Here is a 22,935-nt window from a genome sequence, read left to right as displayed (position 1 = left end):
AGATGAAAGTGATCAAACCTCAAAAAATCGGTTTATTACACAAAGCTTATACCTTTAAGTTCAAGCATTATTTTGTGTCTGCGCCGGTGGTGTTTTTTGAGATGGGAACACAACCTTCCGAGCCAGATCCCCACAACCCTTATGGCGTATTTACCGAAAACCTGCAGTGGCCGTTGGTGCAAGAACAGCTCGGCACTCAGATTTTAGACATGGTGATGCCTAAACCTACTGCTGAGTTTATGTTAGCTGGCAGCGCCTGGAATCCTGAAGCAGAATCCAATAAACCGGCGATAGCAAGTATCAAGTTTGGAAACATAGAAAAACGTCTGAAAATCAACGGCAATCGCAACTGGCACAAAGGATTAATGGGCTATAAGTTGACCCAAGCCGAGCCTTGGGAATCGGTGTTCATCAATGACCAGGTGGCCTATGGTGGCGAAGGTTACAACGACAACCCGGTCGGCACCGGCCACAAAATTGAAGACAAAGTCGTTGCGGCTCCGAATGTCGAGGATGAAAAAGTCAGCATCAAGCGCATCGGTAAAAAGTACCCCCCTGCAGGGTTTGGCAGCTTAACCATTAATCACTCTCAGCGCAGTCAATACAACGGTAATTACAAAACTAAAGACTGGTTGGAAAACCACTTTCCCAATCTCGCACCAGATACCGACTTTCGACTTTTCCAAGCTGCCAGGGAAGATCAGCAGCTTAATGGCTATTTGCGCGGTGATGAGTCCTACACCTTAACGAATCTGCTACCAGGTACTTCGGTGTTTAACGGTAAATTGCCCGGTGTCTATCCCCGTAGTTTTATTCAGACCAGCGACGCAGAAGATAACTTTAAAGAAATACCGCTCTATCTGGATACCGTTTGGCTGTTTCCCGATATTAATGTCGGTGCGGCTATTTGGCACGGGCAACTGGAAGTATCTCAGCTTGATGCTCGCGACATTAAAGCCAATTTAATCGCCTATGAAGCGTTACAAGACGAAGCCAGAGAAATCGCTCATTATGAGCAACAGTTGAAACTCAGAACAGACCCGGATACGGCTTTACAGGCCATGTCAGATGAAGCTCCTCTTGCACCGCTTAAAACACCAGAGCAAATTGCTGCTGAAGAAGCTGAAATAGCACAAGAGCAAGCCGCGGCGGAAGCGCTGCAAAAAGAACAACAAGAACAGTTTCTGGAAGATGCCAAAGAAGCCAATGGGGGTATCCTACCTCCGGGATTTGTAATACCTGAGATGGAACAACGCAAGGTTTTAATCAGCAAAGAAGCGATAAAACGGGGGTCGTTTAACGCTGGCCCTATGATGGAAGAAGTGGCAAAACAAAAAGCTGAAGCGGAAAAATTGCAATTGGAGATGCAGCAACAGTTAGAAGAAGCACAGGAGCTCAGTGATAAACAGTTAGAACAACTGGATGCCGAGCAGGTGAAAGAAATCAAGGCCAAAGGCAATGCTTCGGATAAGATTGAAGAGCTTCAATCACTGGCTAAAGGTCAGAGTCTGGACCTTGATGAAGAGCAGTTAAAAATGCTCGAAGAGCAGCAGTTTAAAGCTCAACAGTATAGCATGACGCCGATTTCAGAGTGGCCGCAAGATAAATATGCTCAAGAAAAAAGAGCCATCTTCCTCAATGCCCTGAACAATGGAGAACTACTGGCGGCCCGAAATTGGTCCGGTGCAGATTTATCCTTTTTAAATTTAAAAGGCATCAACCTGAGTCAGGCGAACCTCGAAAACTGCAATCTCGAGGGGACCGTTTTAGACACGGCCAATCTGGCTCAAACAGCGTTATTAGGGTGCAAACTCAGTAACGCCTCCTTTAAAAAGGCTCGACTGAGCGAAGTCAATTTAAGCAGTGCTGTGGGTCACTATCCCGACTTTTCAGGCGCAGACATGAGTCAGGCCCTGTTGATGAAAACAAACTTCGAGAATGCCAACTTCACAGGTTGTGATATGCGCATGGTTGTGGTGTTTGAAGCCAACCTCGTTCGAAGTCGTTTTGTTGCCAGCCAGTTTAGCAAGTTAAGTATGGTTAATAGTCAATGTAACGACAGCGACTTTTCCACTATTACGGGTGAAATGTTCATCGCCATGGCTTGTAACTTCAACCTCAGTCAATTTTGCAACGTCAAATTGAACCGCTGTGCGTTTCTGGAATCCTTGTTCCGCGTGTGCAACTTCGCGCAAGCAGAATTGGAAAAATGCCAATTCAGTGGCGACGGTGACTTGTCTGGTTCTTGTTTAACGCAAGTAAAAGCGGCGCAATGCGGTTTCAGACGTATCAACGGAAAATATTGGCACGCGCCTGATGCGGCTCTAAACCAGTGCGACTTGGGAGATTCTGATTTCCACTTTGGAAATTTCAAACGTAGTAGTTTTATTCAATCAATATTAAGTGAATCGCGATTTGTCCATTGCAACTTTGAACAGTGTAATTTCTACACGGCACTGATGCGCGCCACCCTGCTAGATAATTGCCAACTTAAAAATGCCAACTTTTATCGAACCGATGCCATTGCTGCAGCGGTTTTCGACAGTAATTTCAAAGACGCCGAAAACCTTGAACCCATAATTAAAAAGAGGTGGCGTAATGCCGACCGAAAAGCTGCTTAAACTGGCTCGTCTCAATCGTATTATCAGCCAAGAAGAAATCGAAGGTGTGGCATTCGGTGAGCTTGAATTGTCTATGGCTACCTTTCAGGATGTTGTGTTTAACGCCCTGACTTTTAGTAAAACGCAGTTCCAACAATGTACGTTTTTAAGTTGCACCTTTATTGACTGTCAGTTTGTTGATTGTCACTTTGACACTTGCACCTGGCATGCTACTACCCTGCAAAACTCTCAATTCGACAACTGTACCCTCATTGGAAGTTCATTCGCATCTTGTGCACAGCAAAATGTAACCTTTGAAAAATCTAAAGCTCAACGTGTTGCTCTGACTCAGGGGGAAATCAAATCATTTACCTTCAAAAATGGAAAGTGGTTAGACAGTGCATTCATGCAGGTGCAAAGTGAATCCGTTTTGTTTGCAGGCTCTGAAATGAATAACTTTGTACTGAATGAGTCCGATTTTGAGCAAGTAAATATTGAAAACTGTAAGGTACAACGTGGGTTGTTTCTGAAATGCTCTTTTAAGGATAAAGATTGGAATAACTTGAGCTGGCAAGCCTGTTCCTTTAATGAGAGTCAATTCAGCAACTGTGTCATCACTGAAGCACAATGGCAAACCAATAATTTTATCGCAGCAAGCTTCGAGAAGTGTCAATTTAATCACTGCAACTTGCAGCAAGCCTTGTTTCTAAAAGCTAAGTTTAATCAAGTTGTTTTTAATACGTGCCAGCTAACAGAAACGATATTTAACGAATCTAACGGCCAGCACACGCGTTTTGAACACGCCAATGCAGATAAAAGTTTATGGCAAGACTCAGAATGGCTAACTTCAACCTGGCTGGATTGCAAGCTGGCATTTAGCGACTGGTCGCGAGCGCAAATCAACGGGTCTACTGTGAAGAATTGTGATTTTACTGCCGCAAACTGGCATAAGCTGGCAGAAGATAATACTCTTTGGAAGAAAAACAATAAAAAAATGCTCAGGAAAACTGACGAGTTACAGGCAAAATCGGAGGCGGAAGCCTGATATGGGAACACAAATAAACGACAACATTGCTATAGAAAACACTTTTGAGCGCCCTCTATTCGCCGGCAAAGTCACGGCGGTAAACAAAGATGGAGGCTGCGTAATTAATGGCCATATCAATACTCAAAAAGCACTTAGCTGTTTGATTGTACCAGTTGCAGGCGACACGGTTTTGTACTGGAAAGATGATCAAAACAAAGGCTGGATCATTAGTGTGCTGCATTGCGAGCAACAGCAAGAAAGAGAAATTTCCCTGCCCCAAAATGCCAGCATTAAAATCAACACAGACAATCTGACAGTGAATGCCTCAAATAGCATTAGATTCAATGCAATTAAAGAAATTAACTTGAATGTCGCACTGGGAAAATTGAACGAATGTGCACGCTCTGCCTGCCAAATGATCCATGGAACACTGGTGCAGTTCACAAAACACCTAATAAACAGGTCAGAACACCTTGATTTCCATGCGGAAAAATTGTTAAAAAGTCATGCTACTCAACAACTTATCACTGCAGAAAAAGACATCAAGATGGATGCGGACCGGATTAACATGGGGTAAATGATGTTTTGTAAGACTCAAATGTTTGCTCTTAGCCTCGGCTTTCCCGATGTGTGTAAAATAATTACGCCTGTTGGGCCTATCCCTATTCCGTTGCCAAATTTTGCTTTTTCAACCTTGGCTATTCCCACTATCTTTAATCACTTCATTACTTGCATGCCGGTGCACAATCTATTGACCACGACAGCATTGAGTAACGGTAATGAAGTATCAATTCCATTAGGGGGAATTGTTTCCCAACAGTTTATGGGGTCAAAACGCAACCTGTTGGGCAGTTTCAGAACCTATTTTCAATGCATGCCTTGCACCAGAATGCTAGACTTAAGTGGCCAAAACGGGTTACTTTCCAACATTCCCGGGCTAAATTTATCACCAAGCCAGGTGAAGGTGATGGTGTTGACATGAAAAACCTGTTTTTAGCAGCTTTGACTTTGGTATTTGTTAGTGCTTGTTCTACTGTAGAGATGGTGAATGAGTACATGCCATGGTATAGCGGCAACTCAGTAGAAAGCGTTGGTTTAAAAGTAAACACTGGAACAGCAATGAATTATGCCGTGTCAGTCGATATCGTTTTTGCCTACGACGAAAACCTGGTTACCTTGCTCACCAGCACATCTTCTGATCAATGGTTTAAGGAAAGACAGGGTTATATTGCGAGTTATGGAGTCAATATGGATGTAATCCAGCGGCAAATTGTGCCCGGATACAGTGAGTTATTAGACAATTTTTCCGAGAGAAGCGCTTTGGCTAAAGGCGTTTTTGCGTTTGCCTACTATCCCAATAACCCCAATGCTAAAGCAGTCCTCACTGAGGTTGCCACGCCATGGTTAGTTTTTGATGCAGCTCAAATGACTATGGTTTCAGCAGCTCCCGGCGGCGCCACAGAGGACCAAGAATAATGAAGAATATTTCTCCCATGCCAGATCCGGTTCAATGGTTTGAAGGAATGCTGTTATCTCCGCAGCATTTTCAACAAAATAATATTTACATTGAACAAGCACTGTTCCATCAACTTCAGCGCACTAACCCATTTTATTGGGGTGTTTGTGAGCTGGAGATAGACCAAGACGCCGTTACTTTCGATCAGTTGATAGTGAATAAGGTACACGCAGTAATGCCTGATGGCACTGTGGTAAAACACGCAATTTCAAAACAACAAAGCATGGAAAATGAAGGGTTAAAGCAGCTTTCAATTCAGTTGTCAGAAATTCCCGATATTGAGCCTCAAAAACCATTTCACGTGCATCTTGCAATCCCTGCGCTAAGTGACGGCTGTGCCAGCGATGTCGATAGTGAATTAAAACGCTATGACAGTGTCAATGAAGGCAAGGTTATCGACCAAAATGATATTCAGAACAAGATAGATCTGGTCAGACTCAGAGCCAGATTGCTATTGCTTGTGGATTCGCAGCTGTCTCCGAACTTTCGCTCATTCCCCATTTTAAAGATGGAAAAAACCTATGATGGTAGTTTCCAGATATTAAATTACACACCACCGACTCTTTATGTGCCTAAGGTCGATGCGCCTTATCAGGTTAAGTTGGGTAAAGACATAGAAGCGCTGCTTGGTGATATTCGAACCAAAGCCACTGGATTGAGAAACTTCTTCACCGATACACAAGGGCAAAATAGCATTGTTAGCGCCGTTCAAAGACAAAGAATTCACTATCTAACAGCTTGTTTGCCAACGGTAGAAGTACTGCTAAATAGCCAAGTAACTCACCCACAACAACTATACCTGGCACTGGTGAATCTCGCTGGTAATATGGCCATCATCCACCCGGATTTATTGCCACCGTCGTTTTCGGAATATCGTCACAACGATATTGATGGTACTTTCAAAGCACTCTTTAGTTTCATAACCGATATTACGGAAAGTATCAGGCTAGACTTCACCTGTATTCCTTTCGAATTAAACGATGATCACGAGTACTCAGTAGCAATTGATCAGTTACCTGAGGATGGCGTGTTTTATCTGTCATTAAAACAAGCTCAGGGCTCCAGCCCAGACAAACTGAAGCAGTGGATTGAAAATGCCATGATAGCTACAGACAACAATTGGGAGTTATTGTTGTTGTCTCGTACTCTAGGGGCGGACCGCTTACCAGTTAAAGAATTTAAGAACCTGAAACTTCTGGCTGGCGATGAAGAAGTTTTTATAGAGATAAAAGTAGACAGAGAATTTATTGCACCGAAACACCGATTAATGATCAGCGGTTCTGACCAGTCCTTGGCTGAGCATCAACCCACTGTCATCAATTGGTTTATACCGCGTAAATCAGGGTGATGGAGAGATAAATGAGTATTTCACCAGCATCAATTAAGCAGAGTCAACTGATCCTCCGGGCGTTCGAAGAGAGCCTGGCGTTTTGGAATCAGCTGCGGGTTGATGTTGAAGCTCATTACAAAGACAGCTCAAACCTCGCGGATCGTGAAGGCAAAGAGATTAAAGATGTACCGCGCTACGTACATCGCGAAATTACAGAACATTTAGCCGCTCAAGAGCAGAGAATAAAAACTATCGCCTCTTCTGGTCAGTACATAATTTACGTACAAGCTCAATATGCACTCGTTGCGCTCATTGACGACCAACTGCTACGTATGGTTGCCTGGCCCCATCAAACCGATTGGTTAGGTATGCTGCTAGAGAAAACCCTCTATTCGAGCCGCAATGCTGGGCATAAGCTGGTACAGCGGATTGAAGAGATGATCGAATCAGACGTAACGGGTAAAACCCTGTCGCCACAGGTGAAGCAGTTGGCCTACATCTATCTAACCGTGTTATGGCAAGGTTTCAGAGGCAAGTTAATTAACAATTCATCTCGCGTAGAACACTTGATGAACTCGCTAGTGGAAATTTCTGATTTCAATAGCGTTGATTTGTCTCATAAACACTTATTCCATCAACCCTATTTGCACAACAGAAATAATGATAAAGCCGCAAGGCTGGCACCTTTATCCAAATGGCACCGTGTCACCCTGTTTGCTTTTATTTTATACTTGGCTTTAGGTGCCGGAATTTGGGGGGTCTTGACCATGGATTTGAGTCAGGAGCTGTCCTCGGTTATCAGTTCGAGTACCAAATAACATGAATTTAAATGAATTAAAACGCATGTTTGGCAAACTGGATGGCTTCTTTGGGGAGTACAACCTCATCTGGCTGTTAGTACTGATAATTATTGTTGTCTTTCTGCTGATTCTGGCCAGCGGAAAACAAATCAAAATCGTTATTCCCTTTCTACCTCGGGGTTTTAATCGTATCAGTTTTTCCCGTGACGACCTGTTTCGATGGAAGAAAAAAGCAGATGATGCTACAGCAGAGCGAAAAGACAAGCAGGTAGCAAAACCCAAAGTTAACGTCGTAGGTGGCTTGGTCAATGCCGTGCAACTGCTTAGTGGAGGGCATGAGAAACGCTACAACTTGCCCACTTATCTAATGATTAGTGGTGGTGAAATAACACCAGACAAGCAGCTTCTCAGCGAACTGGAATCGCTTTTAGGCAAGAAAGAACAACGCTTGTTGCAAAAAAAAGATGACTCTGACAGCTGGTACCTGTTCCAACAAGGTTGTGTTGTTCATCATGAGAAGACCCCAGAAATTGTCTCCGAGTTAAAACAGTTTCGTCCGGAACGTCCCCTGGACGGCATAATTGTTACATTACCCATCAGTAAAATTAACGAACTCGATAAGCTGGAGCTTGAAAACTGGGCAACTGAAATCTATCAGGAAGTCTGGCAGACACAACAAAAAGTCGGGTTTATTTTACCTGTTTATCTCATCGTTACCGGGGCTGAACAACTACAAGGTTTTGACGCTTTTTGGTCCCAAGACAGAGTAAAGCGCTACATTCATCAACAGTTTGGTTGGGCGAATCCCTATAACGATTCGCAGCCCTACCAATCCAGCTGGATTTCAGAGGCGGTCAACGCGGTTTCCCACCAAGTGCGCAGCGCGCAAATGTCGATAATCAGCAATGACAAAGCGCTGGATAAGGCGAAACCCACAGAAGCATTGCTGTTGGCCAATAGTATGGATGCCATGGAATCCCCGCTTACCATCATCTGTAATGAACTGTTCGGCAACACAGCTCTACAAATGCCACTAATGTTTCGCGGTGTTTATTTTGCAGGCCAGAACACCCAGACCAATGCCGAATCTGGCGAGCAGGAAAAACACTTTATTTGTTTACAGGAGCTGTTTGAACAGAAAATATTTGCTGAAAATCGACTGGCCTTCCCACCACAAAATAAACTGCTATCCAGCAACAGTCGTCTAAGAGCCTATCAGTACACATCCATTTTCACCTTTGCCGCGCTCTCAACCTTGTTAGTAATGGATACAATGGCGTTAAATGAGCAGACAGATAGTCTTGTTAGAGCTATTGAAAACGAGCCAAAAATAGAAGAAGTTACCGGACTCACGCACGTAAATCGAGTGTTAGATCACATCGCAGCAATGGACGCTAGTGAGATCAACTATTTGAGTATGCCGCTGTCTTGGCACAACTCTTTTAATGATCGCATTATGGATTATTTTTCTTCGCATGTATTCGGAGAAGTGGTGTTCCCCGCCTTCCAGTGCAAGATGCAAAGCAAGTTGCAGGAAAAGCTCAATAATGTACAAAACCTCGGCAAAGCCAGGGAATTTACTGATTGGTTAAAAGATCTTTCCTTGGGCTATGCCCGCTATGATGAGTTATATGATTTGATCACCAATGATCATCAATCCTCACTTGATACAGAACGCAAGATCACGGATATCGTAGATTACTTATACGAAACCAAATTGCCCGATAGCTTTTATGAACACTCTTCTCTTTACATTCGAGCCATATCCAATAACAACAATGACATTGGATTTAATACTTTCTGTGACATCACGCCGTTGGAAACCCAACAACAATGGAATGCCATTATCGCCCTGGCAAACCAGGAAATAAACGTTATCGCCAACGAAGTCGCTGCGCCAAAGGAGTTTTTCGAGTTGAGCGCCCAATTGCAGAGCCTTCCCACGGTCATTAGTTGGTATAATAAGATCCCGGAGTTTGCACAAAGTTTAAGTACTTATAAAGAGTGGTTGAGTCATCTTGAAAACTATTGGCTAACGTCTCACGCCACCCCTAACGAATGTATGTTGATACACGATTCTTTGACCTCTTTGAGCGATAATTTCGGTAAAGACAAATCAGCAGCAAAAGAATTTTTGAGCAACTGCCAGCAAGCAGTTTCTCAGGTGATGGAAAGCGACAATCAAGAGCTTTACATGTCGATTTACGCCAAAACAGAATACCCAATGGCTTTAACACCTGATGCCGAGGCACTGTTCGAGTCAGTAGAGAAAACCAATGCTCTGAGTTATATGGATGTGGTGGCTGCTAATGATTATGTGAAAACCGGCGAAGATTTTTTCTGGTCAACAGAGCAGCTTAATCGCGCAATAGAGCTTTATGACGAATATGTGCGTTTTGCTGGCACAGAATACCAAAGCGTATGGTTGCCTAACAAAAAGGTAAAAGACAACCAGAAATACTTTGCTCAAGGAATTGCCCTAAAGCAACTGCAATTCGCCATGAATCGCCATGTAATGCAGGCGCAAGTGGAAGAAGTGGCAGAATTCAGACCAGAATCATTACGCCCTGTAAGTCAGCAGGAAGCATATTTGTCCGCCGCAGTGGGTAACTTTAGAAAGTCCATGGACTCCATTCTCGCGTTGTTGCTGGCTTATCAAAAACTGGAATTTGAAGAAAGCCACGCCTGGCTGTTGAAAATCAGTCAGGATCACGCCTTTAAATTGTTAGAACGAGTCGATAAGCTTTATCGCGACAATCGCATTTTTACACCGCTTAAAAAGCCCAAATGGAGCGCCCACCAGTACAATGCGGTGCTGTTTGGTATCAATGGCGACGGACAACTACAAGATTATTTATCCGCTCAGGCGGAGCGAGCCAATAATATTGCCTTTGAGTATGCTGAACCACTGGTTGTATTTTTGCTTAATACCAAAGGCAAATACGTGAACTATGAGCTGTTTGGTAAATGGCAAAATACGCTTATCGAACTCAATAAAGAGCAAAACAAAGATCCATCTAACAGTCTTGAACAACTAAACCAATTCATGACCAATCAATTAGCAATCGTGGATCAATCAAATTGCTTTGCTACTACCGCAGAAATGGTGGTGCCCGAAGGCAGTGATGCATTTTCTTTAGGTCACAAAAACATTATCGAGCGTGCCATTCAGCACTGTAATAGTTTTAAAGCCGATCAAATCAAAAAAGAATACGCTCAAATTGCTACCCTGTTTACCGATTTATTGGCTGACAAAGCGCCCTTCACTGCTCGTGCCAAAGCGCGCAATGTTTCACCCAAAATAATGCGTGAGTTTTTACAACAATACGAGCCACTGGCAGATGGTCTGGTGCAACGCATGGCAGTATTGGCCTGGAAAGATAAATCCTATAAAGAAGCGCAAGATTTCATTCGTAAGTTAGATTCAACCGCATTGCTTTTTGAAAATATCTTATTGGCTTCCGGTAAAGATGCTGCCGGTATAGAGGTAGAAGTCGAATTCAATGTTATGAGTGAATACGCGCAGTTTACCGAACATCTGTCTTCATGGAGCTTTACCTCAGGGCAATACAGAACGGCATTTCCTGGGGCTCCAACAGCGGTATTTTGGACGCCAAACGATCCAGTGACTATGTCACTTGGTTGGGCAACGCAATCTCCTTATCGTGGCTTTGCTGTCGATGGTCGCAATTCCGGACAAGGTTTCCTCAACTACAGAATTGATGATATCTGGGGTCTGTTGAGCTTCCTGAATACCTATCAAGCCAATGAAATAGACAGTGAATCTCTGGTAGCTGAGTCAAGATTACTTAAGTTTGAAGCCAGTGTTTCTGCCAAATCGGGACAACACCCCGCTCCGCAACCAAACATGATGCGTGCTTTTGCCAGATTTACTTTGTATGGCATCGATCCAGAGAGCAAACAAAAAATTGCGTTGAGCGTGCCAGAACATTTCCCAGAATTTGCACCGAAGGTTTTAAAAGGAAACAATTGATGAGCGATGAATATAACAACATCTTACAAGAGCGCTTTGGCCAATTGTGCGGTGTTCCCGTTGATGCCTTATTACAACCTATCCCCGGTGACAATCCTTCTGGTGAATACCTAAAGCATCACAGTATATATTCATCACTTAAAGCGGCACGTACTGCTGATGATGCATCAGTCCCCATGGGACAATGGGAACACGACCTCAAATCGGCAGATTGGGACGAGGTTACCCGTCTATCGCTTGAAACGCTGGAAACTAAAAGTAAAGACTTGCAAATTGCCATCTGGCTGTTAGAAGCACAGATAAACAAATGGGGATTTGCAGCAATTGGCCCAGTCGTGCAATTCATCCAGGTATTATGCGAGACGTTTTGGGATACACTTTACCCCGAAATTGAAGACGATGATCTGGAGTATCGCACTAACCTCATCGTTTGGGTAAATCAAAAGCTACTGCCTACCGTAAAACAGCTGTCCATTACTGCTACTCGAGGTGACGCCTACTACAGTTGGTCTGACTGGGAGTTAGCAGCGCAACATGAGCAATTGCCACCAGAAACACGCAAAAAATTGCAGAATGACCTGCTGCAAACCCAGACTATCGTAAGCTCCGTTATCGCTACACCGATAGAATTTTACAAAGAAGTATTTACGGACTTAAAACTTGGTATCGTAGCACTAGAGCAGTTTTCTGCTTCTCTGGACGATTTGTGTGGTCGTCATGCTCCGTCTCTGTCGGCGCTAACGACGCTGCTGGAAGAAATTCACGATACGCTCTATAGCCATGTGAAACACCGTGGTCTGGAAGCGGCTCAAGCTTCGGAAGAAGAAGAATTAGATGAAGCCAGACCCGATACGCAATCTTATGGTTCAGGTGGACCAATCCGAAATCGCGAAGCTGCTTATGCTAAATTGGCCGAAGCGGCGGAATACTTATCCCATGACGATCCCCATAGTCCTGTTCCCTACCTGGTTTATAAGGCCATAGAATGGGGGCAAATGAATACTGCTGAGCTTTATCAAGAGCTGTTCATTCAATATCAGGGACAACTCAACATTTTCGAAGTCATGGGACTTGAGTTAGATCCTAAACAAGCTCAAAGGCGTTAAGCGCATTGAAGCCATTGGTAGTAGAAATCATTGTTATTTATAAAAAATGACTTCAACTGACCCGAATGAACAATATTTTGGTGAATATCAGGAGGTGTTTGATGCACCTCAGCAAAAGCTTTTGATTGATATAGGCTTTAAAGCGCTGAAACCCCGCAACCATCCTCTGGAAGCTAAGATAGCACAGCACGAAGCCAATTTATTAGGCTATTACGCTATTGAGTACGAAGGCTACTTGAATGTATTTGCCGATGATAATGAGCTCGTTGGTGGCTTAATCCTTCAAAGGCGCTGGAACGCGGTATATATATACTCTTTTTACATTATCGAATCTTTGCGAGGTATCGGCTTGGGGAAACGCTTGCTGACACTGGCAGAGCATTTAGCATTGCAGATGGGAGGAAAGGCTTTAGTACTAGAGACCAGTACTCTGCATACCTACCAGTTTTACCTGAACAATGGATTCCAAATTCTGTCAGAGGTGTCGGGATATATAGATGGCGAAAACTGGCTTCATATGTTCAAAGAAATAAATCCTGAACAATAAAGCGTTTGGCTTTGTATATGCTTTGTTATTAGAGCTAGACTTCGCCAACGACGCGTCTAAGACCCGAAGGGCCATTAGGGCTTGCAGCAACCGCGACGGTTGACGCACGTTTCTCACTACTGCCTATGGCTTCACCCAAATGCACAGAATCCAGCTCAGCAGGTTTAACTTGCGTACCCCGCCCTTTATTTTCTATAGGACGTAAACCGCCACGCAGGATATTTTGCATTTGAGGAGTGAGTTGATGAGCCAGAGCCGTTTGCTGACGAGTAGGTAAAGGCTCCTGAATAGCATTCCCTGAACTGTTACGGCCTTCCATATTAGCCCCCCCCCAAGACTGACTTGCCCGAAGTCTGGGGTCGTCATTTGCGGCATATTCTCGACCAAATTGTAATGCCGGCTGAAAAGGCGCATTAACACCAATTAACCTAACCGGATTTCTACCAAGTCTTTGTTCACCGTATCGCATAAAATTCTAGTTCTGAGTTGCTGGTTTTCATGATTGAGTATTCATCACTTACACAATCGAACAAACAGAAGTCAATATTCTCTGTTTCGTGGCTAAACTGGCCGCTACCCCCTCACCATAGGCCCAAAACGCCTGTTTTGCAAACACTTATTGTCTTCATCGGATATTTAATTTCCAGTGATGAAATGATAGATTTTTACCAATCAAGAACTAAAATAAAGGCACTTTAAAAAGGAAACTACATGCCTAAAATCCAGCAAACATTTAGCATGAGTGAAGCGGATATCATTGCCGATATAACACAAGATAAAGGCAAAGCCGACTTATGTGTTTTCGTCGTAAGTTCCCCGGGTATGGCCTGGAGTGACGAACGTTGGTACATCACTAACAATGATTTTGATGCCAGCAGCACAGTTTATTTTGGTAAAAGCGGACGAGCGGCATTAACCGTTTATTTCGTCAAGAATCCCGGCGATGCAGGATGGCAAACTAACCACAGCCTCAAAGGTAAGCTTTAGTTACTTTCCTTTGTAGTGTCTGGATTGAGAATTTTAGCAAGCGCTTCTGCGGTTTCTTCAGCTTGCTGCTTCTTGGCTTCTTCTTCAGGATCTGGCAGTACTGGTTTTTTAACCACCTGTAAGTTCACATCATACTGTGACTCCCAGGTTTTTTCCTGAATTTGAGCACTTTGCTCGTCTTTAAACTCCCCAAGCAGCAGTAACAACGCTTTATTACCCAGCGGATTCTTGTAAGGGATATAAACAGGAGCGACATCTAGAATACCTATCGATTCCAGTTGGGCATTACCAGCCTCTTGAGATGCATATTCGCCCAACAAAATAGAGAATGTCACGCCGCTTTCCATGGGACTAACGAGAAGGTCTCGCTGAGTAGCATACTGCGTTTTATCTTCCTCCTCTGCCGCCGCCTCCGCAACCGGGTCCTCCAAAACCCCAACCCAATCTCCAACAAAAGAGCCTCCGATTAAGCCATCGGCTTTAAAGGGTGCCTTTACTTCGTCTTGCCAGGCGGGTTGCATCGGCCAGAACACAGATAGCGTGTAACCGAAGCCAATTAAAAGCGCGGCGATAATTATCTTTTTCAACATGCTATCTACCTATATTATTAGAGCGTGTTGACCTTTGCTGTGCAATTTTGCAGCAGTCTGTGTGCAATTTATTCGCTACGTCCTTGTAGCTCACCTGCTTCGCAGGCCAGCTAAAGCTGTTCTATTCTGTTCCTACAGCATTTGGTAGACCAGGCGAATGCTTGAAGGTCTAGTGGTTCTCGATAACTGCTCCTGCGTTATTCTAATCACCTACATCCATGTAGGGATAAATCAAAAGCATTCAACACAGTATAAATTGCACACAGGCGCTGCCCGAAGGGTTCGTCATACAAGCGCTTTACTCTTTGTCACAGCCCTTTGACTTAGCACCACTAGGCCTGTATGACTGTTCCGCGATTAAAGCGCTTTTATATAGAACAAATTTCGTACAGTAAAGGTCAACACGCTCTGGTCTTTTAAATCAGAAGTTTACTCCCCAAACAAGTAAATACAAACAAAAACACCTGTTGCATTAATGATGGTCAAATGAGCTGCACAGTTGCGCTGAAGACAAATAAGAAAAGAGAACTAAATAAGAACCATTAACACTTACTATCCCATTGTTATATAAGGATTTTTCTTTATTTTTAGCAATTCTACAACTATACTTCCTCTCATTAAATAGCATGGGACTTAAGTAATGCAAGGTAATAAACAAATAATAGGCTTATTAAATGAAGTATTGACCATTGAATTGACTTCAATTAATCAATACTTCCTGCATGCCCGTATGTTCAAAAACTGGGGCTTCGAACAACTCAATGGAGTCTGTTACAAAAAGTCTATCAAGGACATGAAACAGGCTGACAAATTAATGGAACGCATCCTGTTTCTCGAAGGCCTGCCTAACTTACAGAATCTAGGCAAGCTTTTTATCGGTGAACATTGTGAAGAAATGCTGTCCTGTGATCTCACCTTCCAGCTACAACAAATCCCTACCCTGAAAAACGCAATTGCCGAGTGCGAATTGGCTAAAGATTTTGTATCACGGGATCTGCTCACAGATATTCTGGAATATGAAGAAGAACATATCGACTGGATTGAGGCACAACAATACCAAATCAGCCAAATGGGTATTGAAAACTACTTACAAGCTCAAATAGGAGACGAATAATGCAAGGCAAACAAGTTATTATAGATGCACTAAATCGACTGTTAGCCAATGAGCTTACAGCCATGGATCAATACTTCATTCATTCTCGCATGTATCAAGATTGGGGCTTCAATAAGCTATACGAACGCATTGATCACGAGTTTGATGACGAAAAACAACACGCCTCACTACTAATAGAACGGATCTTATTTCTTGAAGGCGTACCAGACATGACCAAGCGCGACCCCATTATGGTGGGTAGTGACGTGCCTTCAATGCTGAAAAATGACCTGAAAATCGAATATCACGTGGATTCGCTGCTGAAAGACACAATGGCATTGTGTGAGCAGGAGCAGGACTTCGTGACCCGAAATATGTTACAGACCTTGATTGATGATACTGAAATGGATCACGCTTACTGGTTAGAACAACAAATCGGCTTGATTGATAAAATTGGCCTCCAGAATTATCTGCAAAGCCAGTTGTAAGTAAACAACGATAATTAACTCCTGGAGGAAAATTCAGCGATACGTTGGATTTTCTTCCCTGATGTCAACCGCACATCAAGTATCAACTGCCAGCGCATGACAGGCTCGCTGCAACTCCCCAACATAAAACTGCCGATAGTTTGTCCAGATGTATCCGCCTCTGACCAGATGACCGGAATCACTCCCATATTCATATTAACGCCCTCTACCCGAGCTGAAATACTCTCTATTTTCTGCTTTTCGGACATACTCAGAGTAAATAGCAACGTGATTTCTTCTTCGACTAAAACAGGCCATGGGCTGATATCCAACCGGAATTCTGGCTCCGTAATAAAAGCTTGATGTAGCTCAATGTTGCTTTGATCTTTTCCTGTAAAGTAAGACACTGCAACAAGCAGCAGTATAAGCGCGGCAAATGGCGTAAATTTGGTCAAATGTAAATACCAAGTTAACAATACTAATCAATGGCTTAGCCTAGATTAAAGGATATTTGATCAAGATCAAGTTAGTTGCTTTGTAACTATCTTTTTGGCGACAAAACCCTTATTATTTGCGCGCCTATACAACCTGTTACAATTATGTAGCTTAATGTTTGTACGATTTGTACAATTTTCATTAGTTATCTATTGTTAATCGGGGACGGCTAGCATTAATTGCATAGAAATTAACACTCAACACATGTGGAAGACGGTATAAAAAATGAGTGAAATGACTCAAACACATCCAGAATATAACTACGACGTAGTCCGCAAATTCGCTGTCATGGCAGTAATATGGGGTATCGTTGGCATGGGCGTTGGAGTTCTAATTGCGGCACAGCTTATCTGGCCTGCATTGAACTTTGATACGCCATGGTTAACCTTTTCGCGCTTAAGACCACTGCACACCAACGCAGTAATATTTGCCTTTGGTGGTTGTGCGTTATTCGCGACATCTTACTACGTGGTGCAGCGCACCTCACAAGTAAGGTTGTTCAGTGATAAATTGGCTAATTTTACCTTTTGGGGGTGGCAAGCCATTATTGTCGCAGCTGCGATTACCTTACCATTGGGGATCACAGCTTCAAAAGAGTATGCGGAACTTGAGTGGCCAATAGACATTCTGATTACGTTGGTTTGGGTGGCTTACCTGATAAACTTCTTCGGCACAGTCATTATCCGGAAAGTGTCACACATTTACGTAGCCAACTGGTTCTTCGGCGCCTTTATAATTACCGTCGCCGTACTTCACATTGGTAACAGTCTTGCTGTTCCGGTTTCACTTACCAAGTCTTACTCTATTTACGGCGGTGCCGTAGATGCCATGATGCAGTGGTGGTATGGCCACAACGCCGTTGGGTTCTTCCTGACTGCTGGTTTCCTCGGCATGATGTACTACTTCGTACCTAAACAAGCGGGTCGCCCGGTTTATTCTTACCGTCTATCTGTTATCCACTTCTGGGCACTTGTTTCGCTTTACATATGGGCTGGTCCTCACCACTTACATTACACCGCATTGCCTGACTGGACACAGTCAGTGGGTATGGTGATGTCGGTTGTATTATTCGTTCCTTCTTGGGGCGGTATGATCAACGGTATCATGACGCTATCAGGTGCATGGCATAAACTTCGCTCAGACCCGGTATTGCGCTTCTTGATTGTTTCTTTGTCTTTCTACGGTATGTCTACCTTTGAAGGCCCGATGATGGCAATCAAAACGGTTAATGCCCTGTCTCACTACACAGACTGGACTATCGGGCACGTGCACTCTGGAGCTTTAGGTTGGGTAGCCATGGTATCTATCGGTTCACTTTACCACCTGATCCCTGTGCTGTTTAACAAGCCAGGCATGTACAGCTTAAAACTGGTTAATGTTCACTTCTGGTTAGCAACAGTGGGTGTTGTACTGTATATCGTAGCAATGTGGATTTCTGGTGTTATGCAAGGTCTGATGTGGCGTGCTGTTAATGCCGACGGCACTTTGACCTACAGCTTCGTAGAAAGTCTTGAAGCTTCAATGCCCTTCTACTTCATTCGATTCTTAGGTGGTTGCTTCGTAGTTGTTGGTATGTTGATCATGGCTTACAACTGCTACAAAACCATCACGAGTGATGAAACAGCGGACACTAAAGAAGCCGACTCTGCAGAAGCTCAGCCAGCATAAGGAACGATAATGAAGAACGTACATGAACTTGTAGAAAAAAATGCTGGCTTGCTAGCGGTATTTATCTTGATTTCTATTTCATTTGGCGCGTTGGTTGAAATCACTCCTTTGATGTTTCAACAGCAAACCATGAAGCCTGTAGATGGCCTTAAACCCTATACGGCTCTGCAATTAGAAGGACGCGACATCTACATCCGCGAAGGTTGCGTAGGATGTCACAGCCAAATGATCCGTCCGTTCCGCTCAGAGACTGAGCGTTACGGTCACTACTCCGTGGCAGGCGAATCTGTTTGGGAACACCCGTTTTTGTGGGGTTCAAAGCGTACAGGTCCTGACCTGGCGCGTGTTGGTGGCAGATACAGTGATGACTGGCACTATGCACACATGATGGACCCTCGCGCTGTGGTTCCAGAGTCTAATATGCCCGCCTTCCCTTGGTTGGACGAAAATGTGTTAGACGGCAAGTACACTGCCAAGAAGATGGAAATCTTCAGAGGATTCGGTGTGCCATACACAGATGAAGATATTGCAGGTGCCCAAGAGGCTGTCGCTGGTAAGACTGAAATGGAAGCTCTTATTGCTTACCTTCAGTCGCTAGGTACAGCTCTTAAGTAGGTGTCATTATGGATTACGGTACTATAGGCAGCATATTTACAGTTGCAGTATTTGTATTTTTTATTGGTATTGTGCTTTGGGCGTACAGTAAGCGCTCCAAGCCAGGGTTTGATGAAGCGGCCAATTTAGTTTTCGACGACGAGCCAAAACACAAAGCATCAAGCACAAAACGGGAGTCTTCTGACAATGAGTAGCTTTTGGAGCATTTTCATAAGTGTTATTTCACTGGGTACAATACTGGGATGTTTCCTGCTGTTACGCTGGTGTTTAAAGAATAAAACGGGTGTTGAGGAAGGCGATGATATGCATCATGAATTTGATGGCATCGTCGAAATCAACAATGGTTTGCCGGTATGGTGGACCTACATGTTTTACGCGGTTATCGTTTGGGCGCTTGTCTATTTCGCCTTATATCCCGGACTAGGAAACTTCCAGGGTTTACTAGGTTGGAAAAGCTCGCACCAGGACATCCGCTCTCTTGAGGAGTCAAGAGCTGCGGTAGCTGCGGCGAAAGAATCTGGTGAGCTTGTGCAATACGACCGTGAAATGCAGTTCGCGGCAGAAAAATTCGATCCGGTATTCAAGGCGATTGCTAGCCGCCCAATCAGCGAACTGGTTAATGACCCTGAAGCATTGAAAGTGGGACAAAGATTGTTCTTACAAAACTGTTCTATGTGTCACGGTTCTGATGCCAGAGGCTCAACAGGCTTCCCTAACCTGGCAGACGATGATTGGTTATATGGTGGTTCACCTGAGAAGATTAAGGAAACCTTACATCTAGGTCGGCAGGGCGCAATGCCTGGTTGGATAGATGCCATGGGTGAAAAAGGCATCGAAGAAGTTGTCGCCTATACCTTAAGCCTAAGTGGTCGCAGTGTAGACCAGGGCTTGAAGGAAAAAGGTCAGGCGCGCTTTGCAGTGTGTGCAGCTTGTCACGGCATGGACGGAAAAGGTAATCAAGCCTTGGGCGCACCAAATTTAACCGACAACATCTGGTTGTACGGTGGCAGCCACAAAGCGGTAACGGAAACCTTAACTTACGGTCGAAATGGCGTTATGCCAGCATTTGACGAACGTTTGGGTGAAGATAAGATCCACGTTGTAGCAGCCTACGTATATAGCCTATCTAATCAAGAATAAGGGAATTATATTCCAGCCAAAAGCCTCGGGTAACCGAGGCTTTTTTATGAGTAATTTTGAGCTTGAGGGTTCTTCAACTGTATGACTGAAAAATGGTATAAGCAATTTTGGCCTTGGTTTTTAATCACCGTTCCAGCCGTCTCCATTGTGCTTGGATTTACTATTGTCTACCTTGCTATCACTTCAGAAAACTCCATGGTGTCTGATGATTATTACAAAGAAGGCAAAGCCATAAACCAATCCATTAGTAAAAAACGCATGGCTAAACAACTCAACCTCGTTGCCGGGCTAACTATTGAAGAGGATAGCGTTAAAGTAAACTTCAAACAGGCCCTTCCACCGGATTCTGCAGCCATCAAGTTAGATTTTTTCCATGCCACGCTGGAAGATCGCGACTTCTTTGTCATGTTGACCCGCAATGCAGAGGGAGACTACAGTGGCAACTTACCTGGATCAGTTGACGGCAAGTGGCGCGTAACCCTTACCCCTTTTGATGAATCCTGGAAAATCCGACAAACCGTCGCATTTCCAAGAACTGACGAGATTATTTTGGAGCCCTGATGTATCAAACGGCACAGGGCCATTGTTTTCATTGCGATGAAAACATACCCCAAGGTGAAGTTTACAATGCGAACATATTAAAAAGTGAAAGACACTTTTGCTGTCCCGGTTGTAAAGAAGTCGCCTGCTCTGTTGTAGAAGCGGGCCTGGAAGACTATTACAAGTTTCGCACCGAACCCGCTGCTAAAGCGGATGCTGTCCCCACTGAATTACTGCAGCAAAATCAAATTTATGACCTGCCTGAACTCAGCGACGAATACATCAGTAGCAACAAAGAACTGGCGGAAGCACAGCTAACGGTTGAAGGATTAAACTGCCCCGCTTGTGCCTGGCTCATTGAGAAAAGGCTCAACAGCCAAACTGGCGTTCGTCAGGTAGGTGTGGATGTCAGTGCCAGACGAGCCACTGTTCGCTGGTTTAAAAACCAATTAAGTTTAAGTCAGGTTCTTAATCTGTTCGCGGAAATTGGTTACCGGGCACGTCCCTTTCAACCTGATCAACACGAAGCCATATTTCAGGCGGAAAACAAAACGTTCCTGAAAAAGCTAGGTCTTGCCGGATTATTGACGATGCAAGTCATGATGCTGGCTTTTGCCTTATATTTTGGTGTGTTTGGCAATCTCGATGACGAAACTCGGAACTTTTTACACTGGGTAAGCCTGGTGCTGAGTACACCAGTGGTGTTTTATTCCGGTTCAGTGTTTTTTATTAGCGCCCTCAATGGACTCTCTGCGCGCACACTCAACATGGATCTGCCCGTGAGTATCGCTATTTTCATTACCTGGTGCAGCAGCGCTTGGTCAACCTGGCAAGAATATGGCGAAGTTTATTTCGAATCTATTTGTATGTTCATCTTCTTGCTGTTGATTGGTCGCTATTTTGAGCATAGAGGCCGACAAAAGGCAGTGATCACTGGCAACAATATCACCAAGCAATTACCGCAATTTGCAAGACTAATTCACGACGACAATGCGGCGCTTGAAGTACCGGCTAAATCCTTAAAAGCAGGACAACAAATCTTGATAAAAACCGGCGATACCGTTCCAGTTGATTGTGTATTACTATCAGAAGCGGCTGAGCTGGATGAGGCCTTGCTGACCGGCGAATCTTCCCCCGTGGTTAAAAGTAAAAACGACGCACTTTATGGCGGTAGTATCAATATTTCAAACCCCATTAATGCCCTGGTCTCAGCGACTTTAACCAACTCTACTATTAATCAGATAAGTCGCGCACAGGAGCTCGCTTTTTCAGAAAAGCCTCGTTTTGCCATTGCTGCCGACAGGTTAGCCGGTATTTTTGTCACGGTAGTATTGATAATTTCTGCCCTTACCTTCAGTTATTGGTATCACACATCACCGCAAGATGCGCTTTGGATCACAGTATCAGTATTAGTCGCCACCTGCCCTTGTGCACTGGGTTTGGCCACCCCTACGGCTTTTACGGCCGCCATGAGTAAACTTAATGAAGTGGGTTTAGTGATAAAGCGTACGGACCTTTTGGAAACCATTACTAAGGTGGATGTCTTTGCCTTTGATAAAACCGGGACCTTAACCCAGGGAACTCCCGGCATCGTTAGCTGGAAAAACCACAGCTCCCTTGCAGATGAGCAAGTTTTGAGCATTGCTGCATCGTTAGAGGAACACTCGGAACACCCTATCGCCAAGGCATTTACAAGTGATGAAAAGCTCCCCTGTACAGGGATAGAAGTTCACCCGGGAGCCGGCATCGAAGGACAAATCGACGGTGAGATATATCGCATTGGCAATCGGGCATTTACCACACAGCCTACTCAACATCCCGATGCCGATGTTTATCTGGCTCGTCAATCTGGCGAGCACTATGAACTGATAGCGAGCTTCTCCCTAGAAGATTCTCTTCGAGAGGCAGTGCAGTCATTTTTCAATGAATTCCAAAACAAAAACACACTGCTGCTCAGCGGTGATAATCAACGCAAAGTGTCGGAACTGGCCACAAAGCTCAAACTTGGCAGCTTTCAACACAGTGTGAAGCCGGAGCAAAAATTGGCCTGTTTACAAAATTTACAGCACAACGGTAATATTGTACTAATGGTGGGTGATGGCGTTAACGATGCTCCGGTACTGGCTGGTGCTAATATTTCCGTGGCCGTTAACGGCGCCAGCGACTTTGCGCAAAATGCCGCCGATATCATTATGCTAAAAGACAACTTCTTTGCTATTTCAGCACTGTTATCGGTTGCCCAAAAAACCCAACGTATTATCAAGCAAAACTTCGCTTGGGCATTGGGTTATAATTTACTGGTGTTGCCTTTTGCAGTATCCGGACTGTTGCCTCCTTGGGGTGCAGTAATTGGTATGTCGTTGAGTTCACTCATTGTGACATTTAACTCACTTAGAATTAGCAAGAAAAAAGAGACTTGA

Annotated in this window: 22 protein-coding genes; 19 read left to right on the top strand and 3 right to left on the bottom strand. The window is 44.2% G+C overall.

From position 1 onward, the window contains the following. Positions 1 to 2: 2 nt before the first annotated feature. From AABA75_RS10565 to AABA75_RS10520, 10 genes are read left to right on the top strand one after another with little or no spacing between them, the layout of a single operon-like run. Positions 3 to 2,621 (top strand): DUF2169 domain-containing protein, encoded by a 2,619-nt coding sequence (locus AABA75_RS10565; RefSeq protein ID WP_338292574.1) that lies wholly within the window; start codon positions 3 to 5, stop codon positions 2,619 to 2,621. Beyond that, positions 2,599 to 3,645 carry a pentapeptide repeat-containing protein gene (locus AABA75_RS10560; protein ID WP_338292573.1) on the top strand — a complete coding sequence of 349 codons (1,047 nt, stop codon included), beginning with the start codon at positions 2,599 to 2,601 and terminating at the stop codon, positions 3,643 to 3,645. The genes AABA75_RS10565 and AABA75_RS10560 overlap by 23 nt, the downstream gene beginning before the upstream one ends. Before the next feature lies 1 nt (position 3,646). After that, positions 3,647 to 4,204 (top strand): DUF3540 domain-containing protein, encoded by a 558-nt coding sequence (locus tag AABA75_RS10555; protein ID WP_338292572.1) that lies wholly within the window; start codon positions 3,647 to 3,649, stop codon positions 4,202 to 4,204. Next, complete coding sequence (locus tag AABA75_RS10550) at positions 4,205 to 4,609, top strand: DUF4150 domain-containing protein (RefSeq protein ID WP_338292571.1); 405 nt, start codon at positions 4,205 to 4,207, stop codon at positions 4,607 to 4,609. Continuing rightward, positions 4,606 to 5,103, top strand: coding sequence for a hypothetical protein (locus tag AABA75_RS10545; protein ID WP_338292570.1), 498 nt, complete (start codon positions 4,606 to 4,608; stop codon positions 5,101 to 5,103). The genes AABA75_RS10550 and AABA75_RS10545 overlap by 4 nt, the downstream gene beginning before the upstream one ends. After that, entirely contained in the window at positions 5,103 to 6,491 is a 1,389-nt protein-coding gene (tssK, locus tag AABA75_RS10540) for a type VI secretion system baseplate subunit TssK (protein WP_338292569.1), read from the top strand. Before AABA75_RS10545 ends, tssK begins: the two co-directional genes overlap by 1 nt. An 11-nt stretch (positions 6,492 to 6,502) precedes the next feature. Then, positions 6,503 to 7,291, top strand: coding sequence for a DotU family type IV/VI secretion system protein (locus tag AABA75_RS10535; RefSeq protein WP_338292568.1), 789 nt, complete (start codon positions 6,503 to 6,505; stop codon positions 7,289 to 7,291). Between the two features lies 1 nt (position 7,292). Further along, entirely contained in the window at positions 7,293 to 11,267 is a 3,975-nt protein-coding gene (locus tag AABA75_RS10530) for a type VI secretion system protein (protein ID WP_338292567.1), read from the top strand. Continuing rightward, positions 11,267 to 12,373: a type VI secretion system protein TssA gene (gene tssA / locus AABA75_RS10525; protein WP_338292566.1), complete on the top strand. Its 1,107-nt coding sequence runs from the start codon at positions 11,267 to 11,269 to the stop codon at positions 12,371 to 12,373. Before AABA75_RS10530 ends, tssA begins: the two co-directional genes overlap by 1 nt. Before the next feature lie 46 nt (positions 12,374 to 12,419). Then, the gene (locus tag AABA75_RS10520; RefSeq protein WP_338292565.1) at positions 12,420 to 12,920 is read left to right on the top strand and encodes a GNAT family N-acetyltransferase; all 501 of its coding nucleotides are present in this window, start codon (positions 12,420 to 12,422) and stop codon (positions 12,918 to 12,920) included. 34 nt (positions 12,921 to 12,954) lie between these two features. Here the strand turns inward: AABA75_RS10520 and AABA75_RS10515 are convergent, their stop codons facing one another. Then, positions 12,955 to 13,389 (bottom strand): hypothetical protein, encoded by a 435-nt coding sequence (locus AABA75_RS10515; protein WP_338292564.1) that lies wholly within the window; start codon positions 13,387 to 13,389, stop codon positions 12,955 to 12,957. 242 nt (positions 13,390 to 13,631) lie between these two features. Between AABA75_RS10515 and AABA75_RS10510 the strand changes: the two genes are divergently transcribed. Next, on the top strand, positions 13,632 to 13,907 hold the full coding sequence (locus tag AABA75_RS10510; RefSeq protein WP_338292563.1) for a DUF6150 family protein: 276 nt from the start codon (positions 13,632 to 13,634) through the stop codon (positions 13,905 to 13,907). Here the strand turns inward: AABA75_RS10510 and AABA75_RS10505 are convergent. Beyond that, on the bottom strand, positions 13,904 to 14,497 hold the full coding sequence (locus tag AABA75_RS10505) for a hypothetical protein (protein WP_338292562.1): 594 nt from the start codon (positions 14,495 to 14,497) through the stop codon (positions 13,904 to 13,906). The genes AABA75_RS10510 and AABA75_RS10505 overlap by 4 nt on opposite strands. 640 nt (positions 14,498 to 15,137) lie before the next feature. Here AABA75_RS10505 and bfr (AABA75_RS10500) point away from each other — a divergent pair. Continuing rightward, positions 15,138 to 15,611, top strand: coding sequence for a bacterioferritin (gene bfr / locus AABA75_RS10500; RefSeq protein ID WP_338292561.1), 474 nt, complete (start codon positions 15,138 to 15,140; stop codon positions 15,609 to 15,611). Further along, positions 15,611 to 16,078 (top strand): bacterioferritin, encoded by a 468-nt coding sequence (gene bfr, locus AABA75_RS10495; RefSeq protein WP_338292560.1) that lies wholly within the window; start codon positions 15,611 to 15,613, stop codon positions 16,076 to 16,078. Before bfr (AABA75_RS10500) ends, bfr (AABA75_RS10495) begins: the two co-directional genes overlap by 1 nt. A gap of 14 nt (positions 16,079 to 16,092) precedes the next feature. On the opposite strand, the gene AABA75_RS10490 is transcribed toward bfr (AABA75_RS10495), so the two are convergent. Then, on the bottom strand, positions 16,093 to 16,512 hold the full coding sequence (locus tag AABA75_RS10490; RefSeq protein WP_338292559.1) for a hypothetical protein: 420 nt from the start codon (positions 16,510 to 16,512) through the stop codon (positions 16,093 to 16,095). 265 nt (positions 16,513 to 16,777) lie between these two features. Between AABA75_RS10490 and ccoN the strand changes: the two genes are divergently transcribed. The 6 genes from ccoN (at position 16,778) to AABA75_RS10460 (ending at position 22,935) form a co-directional block, all read left to right on the top strand. Next, entirely contained in the window at positions 16,778 to 18,220 is a 1,443-nt protein-coding gene (ccoN, locus tag AABA75_RS10485; RefSeq protein ID WP_338292558.1) for a cytochrome-c oxidase, cbb3-type subunit I, read from the top strand. 9 nt (positions 18,221 to 18,229) lie between these two features. After that, positions 18,230 to 18,835: a cytochrome-c oxidase, cbb3-type subunit II gene (gene ccoO, locus AABA75_RS10480; RefSeq protein WP_338292557.1), complete on the top strand. Its 606-nt coding sequence runs from the start codon at positions 18,230 to 18,232 to the stop codon at positions 18,833 to 18,835. Positions 18,836 to 18,843: 8 nt separating this feature from the next. Continuing rightward, positions 18,844 to 19,029 carry a cbb3-type cytochrome oxidase subunit 3 gene (locus tag AABA75_RS10475; protein WP_338292556.1) on the top strand — a complete coding sequence of 62 codons (186 nt, stop codon included), beginning with the start codon at positions 18,844 to 18,846 and terminating at the stop codon, positions 19,027 to 19,029. Then, the gene (gene ccoP, locus AABA75_RS10470; RefSeq protein ID WP_338292555.1) at positions 19,022 to 19,975 is read left to right on the top strand and encodes a cytochrome-c oxidase, cbb3-type subunit III; all 954 of its coding nucleotides are present in this window, start codon (positions 19,022 to 19,024) and stop codon (positions 19,973 to 19,975) included. Before AABA75_RS10475 ends, ccoP begins: the two co-directional genes overlap by 8 nt. Before the next feature lie 81 nt (positions 19,976 to 20,056). Further along, on the top strand, positions 20,057 to 20,536 hold the full coding sequence (locus AABA75_RS10465; RefSeq protein WP_338292554.1) for a FixH family protein: 480 nt from the start codon (positions 20,057 to 20,059) through the stop codon (positions 20,534 to 20,536). After that, positions 20,536 to 22,935: a heavy metal translocating P-type ATPase gene (locus tag AABA75_RS10460; protein ID WP_338292553.1), complete on the top strand. Its 2,400-nt coding sequence runs from the start codon at positions 20,536 to 20,538 to the stop codon at positions 22,933 to 22,935. Before AABA75_RS10465 ends, AABA75_RS10460 begins: the two co-directional genes overlap by 1 nt.

The sequence above is a fragment of the Planctobacterium marinum genome (genome assembly GCF_036322805.1).
Lineage (GTDB): Bacteria > Pseudomonadota > Gammaproteobacteria > Enterobacterales > Alteromonadaceae > Planctobacterium > Planctobacterium marinum_A.
The sequence above is the reverse complement of the archived record's forward strand: the minus strand, read 5'-3'. Positions and strand labels throughout refer to the sequence as shown.